This is a genomic window from Pseudanabaena cinerea FACHB-1277 (assembly GCF_014696345.1).
Taxonomy (GTDB): Bacteria; Cyanobacteriota; Cyanobacteriia; order Pseudanabaenales; family Pseudanabaenaceae; genus Pseudanabaena; species Pseudanabaena cinerea.
Map to the genome: position 1 here is coordinate 1 of NZ_JACJPY010000141.1, position 6,321 is coordinate 6,321.

Below are 6,321 nucleotides of genomic sequence, written 5' to 3' on the forward strand. Positions count from 1 at the left end.
TTGTTCGTCCATTTCGCGGTATCCATAAAAAGTATCTGCATCTCTATGTAGCCATGTTTGAGTGGGCTTACAATTTACGTTGGATTGATTTTGACTTCCTCCGCCGTCTTCTTGTCCCTCCTTTCACCTATTTACCCACATGAGCGTAAAAATTATGTTGACTTGGTTAATAGAACCTTTGGGCTTTGAGTTTATGCGAAATGCGATCGCGATCGGTGTGCTGATTGGCATTTTATCGGCGGTAATTGGTAGTTATCTGATCGTGCAGCACATGGGACTTTTAGGCGATGTGGTTGCCCATGCAGTTTTACCAGGGCTGGCGATCGCCTTTTATATTGGCATGGATATTTTTCTGGGTGCATTCATCGCAGGTACGATTAGCACCTTTGTCGTGGCTTGGATTCAGACCCATTCCAAAATTAAAGTTGATACAGCAATGGCTCTGGTATTTTCAGGATTTTTAGCTTTAGGAGTCATGTTGATTACTACACTCAAAAGCAAATTAGATCTGCATAGTTTTCTATTTGGCGATATTTTGGGAGTGACCACTGCTGACCTATGGCGAACGTTGATTATTGCGATCGCTGTCTTAGCTTGTGTAATCATCTTCTACCGTGAATTAATCTTCTATTGCTTTGATCCCCTAGCTTCCAAGGCGATGGGTTTACCTGTCCATTTCATTCACTTTGGACTGATGGCAGGAATTACGCTCACAATTATCGCCAGTATGCAATCGGTTGGTGTGGTGTTAGTGGTTTCACTCCTCACTGGCCCCGCCGCCACAGCCTATCTATTAGTGAAGGAATTACACTTAATGATGGCACTAGGAGCCTTGTTTGGAGTTATTGCCAGTGTTAGTGGTATGTACATTAGCTATTATCAAAATGTGCCTTCAGGCAGTGCGATCGTCTTGATTATTTCAGGAATGTTCCTATTCGCTTTGTTATTTAGCCCTTCCCAAGGAATTTTAACCAAGAAAGCGATCTCCAGCAGGGTAAAGAACTTAGTGCGTAATTCTAGTGCAAGAAAGCCCGACAAGACCTTCCTCTAAGACCTAAAAACGAAAAGCTGTCCCGTCCGCATAGAGGGCGAGGCAACTTTTCGTCTTTTTAATTTACCTATGCCTAGCTAGTTAAAGGCTATTTTGCAACTTACAAATTGCCTTTAATACTTGTAATAATTTCTCCGATGACTCAGGCTCTATTAAGTGCAATGAAGGTAATGGCTGATAGGTGGGATGGATTACTTCACCTTCATTCTTATTTTCAACATAGATAAATTCAAAATACACGCCATTGGTAGTTAATCCCCACACCGATCTCTGCTGTTCTAAACTCTTGTATGTATAAGACAATAACTGCGGCAATCCTTCAGTAGGACTGATACTGGTATTTTTTGATTCAACTACTAAAACCCAAAAAGGAATATCCGTTGGTTGAGGACAATTTTTATTTACACAAATCAGGTCTAAGCGCCCTGTGATCTCAATATCTTCATCCTCAATATGAATGCGAGCTATTTCCTGCTCCATTCGCATTTTAATCGGCGATCGATAAAATCCTGCCAATCTCAACAATGGTAAGATTGTCAAAGCCATCACCATCCCTTCTAGCACTTTCCCATCATTGAGATAGTTTTCAAAATCTGCGCGAATTTGATTTAATTCAGCAATTTCCCATTCAGATAGAGGCTCTAGCTGAAGCAAATATCTAAAAGAGTTATAGGATAATCTTTCAAAATGAAAATATTGATAGACTTGATCGAGGTTGAGGGTGCTGGCGTTGAGGACAGTCATGGCTATATATTGAGGTTAAGCAATATTTCTGATCATCGTAGCTTTTGCCAATTGTAGAGGAATAGTACAAAAGCAAAGGAAAATTCCAAATAGATTTCCTTTGCTTCTGATTGCTTATATATTTTCACTACTTAAAACGGGTCTGACGGGGCTCGAACCCGCAACTTCCGCCGTGACAGGGCGGTGCTCTAACCAATTGAACTACAGACCCAAGTTTCTTCCTTTACGGAACCGCTTACTAAAGGTTGGCTTTTGCTTTCCTTGATTAAGCGATCCTTATTATGATGATCTAGGAAACTTTTGTCAATACCTTAACCAAAATATTTGCTCAATAAGGGGGGACTGCGCTAAGCGCCACCATCTCATTTGGTTTTTGCTGTCTCAAAAAGTCAGAAAATGTCGTTACAAAGTTGCTGGGCTGTGATATCCTTTCACGCATCATTTGCCATCTTAATTTGACTTTGTGTCAATTCACAAAAGTGTTGCCGCAGTTTAGTGAATTCAAAAATAAACCTAGTAAGGGTTTTCAGCCTAAGAAATGGCGTAGCCATTTCTTAGGCTGTTATTAAATCTTGATTGGCGTAGAGGAGTGTCATGAATTGCTTGAAGAATGCGAATATTAAAGGTGTGAGATTGGCGATCGCCACCGCACTTTGGGCGCAAATCCCCATCTTGATCGCTTGGCATAATGTGCCATCGGCGATCGCTTTACCAGGGCAGACACCCGATCAGGTCATCGACTGGGTGCGATCGCATCCTGTGCTGAAACCCAATAAAAATGAGCGTCTCCTCGTTAGCAAAAGTGACACTCCCGCCCGTCGGTTTCAGTTTCAAGCGAGTGTGCTGATTCCAGGACTAGCAGATATGAAGGGGGAAGCTAATTTAATTCGCAGTGAGCAAATTAGGTTTTTTGACATTATTAATGGTGTCACTAAGTCACGGCTAGAGGAGTCTTTGCGGGCTATCTATGGTCCCGAAATTATGCGTGACTATGCCACCGCTAAGCCCGTTTATGCCTATCCCACGGCAGCAATGGTACAGCGATCGCAATATCGCAATGCTTCGCCGATCCTCCGCGCTTTGCAAGGGGAACTGCGTCAAGGGGCAAGGTATGGCTATTGGGTGGAACTATTGCAAAATGGTCGTGGCAGTGCTAATTCAGGCAGTATTACGGTTTTTGAATTAGAAAATTTGCCTAAGTTAGAACAGGAACTGCGCGATCGCGAGAAGAACTTCCAATAAAAAAGCGGCGCGATGCGCCGCTTTTTTTAGAGAAACCAACCGTAACTATGTAAACCCTTGCCTAACAAGTTAACACCGAGATAGCAAGTCCAAACCACTAACAGCCCCACCCCTGCCAAAATTGCAGGTTTGCGCCCCTGCCAACCCTTAGTAATACGGGTATGCAAATAGGCGGCAAATACGAGCCATGTAATCAATGACCATGTTTCTTTGGGGTCCCAACTCCAGTAAGATCCCCATGCTTCGTTTGCCCATACGCCCCCCGCAATAATGCCAATGGTCAACAGGGGAAATCCTAAACCGATCGTCCGATAACTGAGATTATCTAAGGTTTCGCCAAGAGTAAGGCGGCGCAGGGATAGGGCGGTAGTCGTGGGGGCGATCAAAGTGGCTTGATTGCTGCGTTGATTGGCTAAACTATTGCTACTTAATACATCAGCCATCCCCTCAACCGCAAAGGCGGCAAAGGTTTCCGAATTATTGGAGTTATTGATATTCAGCTCACTTATATTCAGCTCACTGAGACTACGGTGATTCGTGCCGAAGGAGCTGCCCTGCAAAATCACCTCCTGGCCACGAGTGACAATCAAGAACGCGATCGCCAAAATACTACCCGTCATCAAGGCGGCATAGCTCAACAGCATCACACTAACGTGCATCATCAACCAATTAGACTTAAGGGCAGGTACTAGCGGCTCTGACACCTGCATTCCTGCGGGAAGGGCAAGGGCAGCAAAGGCAGTGATGCCCATGGCTAGGGGCGAGGTAAATGCGCCCACAAGTCTTTTGGCATTATCATTAGCACTTTTACTGCCAATGCGATCAACAACGATGTGCATGGTGGTGATCCCCCATGCTAAGAAAAATAGCGATTCGTAGAGGTTGCTGAGGGGGAAATAGCCTGCATCGAGCCATCGCGCCCCTAACAGCGTTGCCATACAGAGGTTGGCGATCGCCATACCTGCATTGCCCAGCGATCGCAGATAGGGCAGGTTCGGAAAGGCAACCTGCACCCAAAAGACCAACATAGTCACAAAAAGGACGGCAAAGGATGTGTTATCTAAAATGTTCTGAAGCGCGACAAATTGCATTCCAGCTATTCTCCAGCAGTTTTTATATTTTGTTTTTATATTCTTAATATAGCTGTAGTCGCTTACATTAAAGCTAATCAAAACCCAAGAAGCGAGTGGGTTTGCGTTTTAACAAAACTGGCGACAGCCATGGATATTGTAACTCAATCATTCTTACCCTAATCAAGGTTTACAGGGCTTTGCAAAAGCTATAATTTTTTTCATGACTCTAAACTACCGATCGCTACCTACCCAATTGCCTAATCCCAATGCCCAAGGCGCAATCGTGGCGCTGCATGGATGGGGCGCAAACTGTGATGATTTAGTATCCCTTGCACCACTTGTAAATCTTCCTAATTATCAATGGATTTTCCCTGAAGCGCCCTTTGATCATCAAATGCCTGGGGGGAAAATGTGGTACGACCTGCAAAGCCTTGATACGGATGGGTTAGCCAAAAGCTGTGAACTGCTCTGTGATTTTCTAGAGAATTTACCTGAGTTGACAGGGGTTCCCTTGGAACAAACATTTTTGCTGGGCTTTTCGCAAGGTGGCGCAATGACTCTAGATGTGGGTTTGGTGTTTCCCTTAGCAGGTTTGATTGCCCTCAGTGGCTATCTGCACATTACTGAGGAGGAATTGCAGGAATTGGCGAACATGGATTTTCCGCCGATCCTAGTTACCCATGGCACATTAGATCCCGTTGTGCCGATCGCGATGGCTCGCAATACACAGGAAATATTTACGCGGTTAGGTGTGATGATCGACTACGAAGAATATGAGATGTCCCACGAAATACGCCCAGAAACCTGCGATCGCGTCCATGAGTTCATCGTTGCGAATTTATAATTGCTAATAGCAACCATCAGGATTAGCAACACCGCCAAACTGAGTGATCTGTTCGGGGTGCATCAAATATGCCCATGCTAAACCTAGGGGCTTTTTCTCTAGGTCAAAAACTTCAATTTCGCGGCGATCGTAGAGATTTTTATGGCTAGGGCGATCGCTTTCGTAATCCTCCAATTCATCGAGAGCTTCGAGAATGCGATCATCCGCAAAGGTCAACAAATAGCCCTGCACCTTTGCGTTACCAACGGTCATCGCAGGATAGCCCATCGGCAAATTAAACAATGCACCAATGGCGATCGCCTGTTGGCTGTTGATTACCTTAGCGGCGCAATATTGATCATAGTTGGTATAGTTTGGCTTGAGAGTGCCATATACAAAAATATTGATCATCATTGCCAGTTTTCAATAAGTAATTTTTGGGTTTTGAGTTTGAGCAAAGCGCTGTAACGTTTGTATCATCGACAAGTGGCTAATTAGCAAATTGAACCATGCGAACTGATAGTATTTTCTACAAAATTTTTGAAACTCTCCCTGATACGTTGTTTGCATTGATCGGCGAACCACCAGATCTTGCTAAAGATTATGAGTTTAAATCCGTAGAAGTAAAGGAACTTGCCTTTCGTATTGATGGTGTATTTGTCCCAGAGCAAATTCAACATCCTATTTATTTTGTGGAGGTACAGTTTCAAAAAGATGCAAGTTTTTATTGGCGTTTCTTTTGTGAAATATTCATTTATTTGCGTCAATATCAGCCGAGTCAAGATTGGCAAGCGGTAATCATTTTTGCAAAATGCAGTATTGAGCCAGATTACCCTCGTCAATATCGCAACTTACTACCTCACCTGCATCGGGTGTATCTGGACGAATTGAGTATTGAGCCGAGTCAGGCGATCGGAGTAAATATTGCGGAGTTGGTGATCGTCAATGAGGATGTAGCAATAGAATCAGCTAAAGCGTTAATTGCTCAAACTCGCCTACAGATAGTCGATTCAGGCTTTCAACAAATAGTGCTAGACTTGGTAAAAGCAGTTTTAGTTTACAAACTTGGCAAAGACAAAGAGCAGGAGTTAAGGATTATGTTTACTAAAGAGGAGATGAAGAAAGCTTGGTTAGTGCAAGAGTTTATAGAAGAAGCCAAGCTTGAAGGTAAGGCTGAAGGTAAGGCTGAGGGTAAGGCTGAAGGTAAGGCTGAGGGCAAGGCTGAGGGATTAAGGGAAGCTGTTGGCTGGGTGGCTAGTAATATGTTGAAAATAGGGATCTCACCTGAACAGGTGGCTGTAGCAACGGGGCTGACTTTGGATCAGGTTCAGAATTTATCGAAGTAGTTGCTGGTGATGCTCATTTTGAATAGTACATAAAAAAGCGCC

7 protein-coding genes and 1 tRNA gene are annotated in these 6,321 nt (G+C 43.8%); 4 read left to right on the forward strand and 4 right to left on the reverse strand.

Going from position 1 to position 6,321, the window contains the following annotated elements; translation table 11 throughout:
- Nucleotides 1-154 precede the first annotated feature (154 nt).
- Nucleotides 155-1,051, forward strand: coding sequence for a metal ABC transporter permease (locus H6F44_RS21835; protein WP_190353200.1), 897 nt, complete (start codon nucleotides 155-157; stop codon nucleotides 1,049-1,051).
- An 81-nt stretch (nucleotides 1,052-1,132) separates the two neighbouring features.
- Here H6F44_RS21835 and H6F44_RS21840 read toward each other — a convergent pair whose 3' ends face one another.
- A complete protein-coding gene (locus tag H6F44_RS21840; protein WP_190353201.1) occupies nucleotides 1,133-1,795 on the reverse strand; it encodes a restriction endonuclease subunit R in 663 nt (220 codons plus the stop codon).
- Between the two features lie 137 nt (nucleotides 1,796-1,932).
- Nucleotides 1,933-2,006 (reverse strand) — tRNA-Asp (locus tag H6F44_RS21845).
- A gap of 383 nt (nucleotides 2,007-2,389) precedes the next feature.
- Between H6F44_RS21845 and H6F44_RS21850 the strand changes: the two genes are divergently transcribed.
- Nucleotides 2,390-3,037 (forward strand): hypothetical protein, encoded by a 648-nt coding sequence (locus H6F44_RS21850; RefSeq protein ID WP_190353202.1) that lies wholly within the window; start codon nucleotides 2,390-2,392, stop codon nucleotides 3,035-3,037.
- Between the two features lie 26 nt (nucleotides 3,038-3,063).
- Here H6F44_RS21850 and ccsB read toward each other — a convergent pair whose 3' ends face one another.
- Nucleotides 3,064-4,128, reverse strand: coding sequence for a c-type cytochrome biogenesis protein CcsB (ccsB, locus tag H6F44_RS21855; protein ID WP_190353203.1), 1,065 nt, complete (start codon nucleotides 4,126-4,128; stop codon nucleotides 3,064-3,066).
- A gap of 202 nt (nucleotides 4,129-4,330) precedes the next feature.
- Between ccsB and H6F44_RS21860 the strand changes: the two genes are divergently transcribed.
- The gene (locus H6F44_RS21860) at nucleotides 4,331-4,954 is read left to right on the forward strand and encodes an alpha/beta hydrolase (protein ID WP_190353204.1); all 624 of its coding nucleotides are present in this window, start codon (nucleotides 4,331-4,333) and stop codon (nucleotides 4,952-4,954) included.
- Between the two features lie 3 nt (nucleotides 4,955-4,957).
- Here H6F44_RS21860 and H6F44_RS21865 read toward each other — a convergent pair whose 3' ends face one another.
- A complete protein-coding gene (locus H6F44_RS21865; protein WP_190353205.1) occupies nucleotides 4,958-5,347 on the reverse strand; it encodes a gamma-glutamylcyclotransferase family protein in 390 nt (129 codons plus the stop codon).
- Between the two features lie 95 nt (nucleotides 5,348-5,442).
- Between H6F44_RS21865 and H6F44_RS21870 the strand changes: the two genes are divergently transcribed.
- Nucleotides 5,443-6,279, forward strand: a complete 837-nt coding sequence (locus tag H6F44_RS21870; protein WP_190353206.1) for an Rpn family recombination-promoting nuclease/putative transposase — start codon at nucleotides 5,443-5,445, stop codon at nucleotides 6,277-6,279.
- Nucleotides 6,280-6,321: the final 42 nt, after the last annotated feature.

Excerpts from the sequence above, each read along its gene's own strand:
- H6F44_RS21840 (WP_190353201.1), bottom strand. The coding sequence starts at position 1,795 with ATGACTGTCCTCAACGCCAGCACCCTCAACCTCGATCAAGTCTATCAA.
- H6F44_RS21835 (WP_190353200.1), top strand. The coding sequence starts at position 155 with ATGTTGACTTGGTTAATAGAACCTTTGGGCTTTGAGTTTATGCGAAAT.
- H6F44_RS21860 (WP_190353204.1), top strand. The coding sequence starts at position 4,331 with ATGACTCTAAACTACCGATCGCTACCTACCCAATTGCCTAATCCCAAT.
- H6F44_RS21850 (WP_190353202.1), top strand. The coding sequence starts at position 2,390 with ATGAATTGCTTGAAGAATGCGAATATTAAAGGTGTGAGATTGGCGATC.
- H6F44_RS21865 (WP_190353205.1), bottom strand. The coding sequence starts at position 5,347 with ATGATGATCAATATTTTTGTATATGGCACTCTCAAGCCAAACTATACC.
- H6F44_RS21870 (WP_190353206.1), top strand. The coding sequence starts at position 5,443 with ATGCGAACTGATAGTATTTTCTACAAAATTTTTGAAACTCTCCCTGAT.
- ccsB (WP_190353203.1), bottom strand. The coding sequence starts at position 4,128 with ATGCAATTTGTCGCGCTTCAGAACATTTTAGATAACACATCCTTTGCC.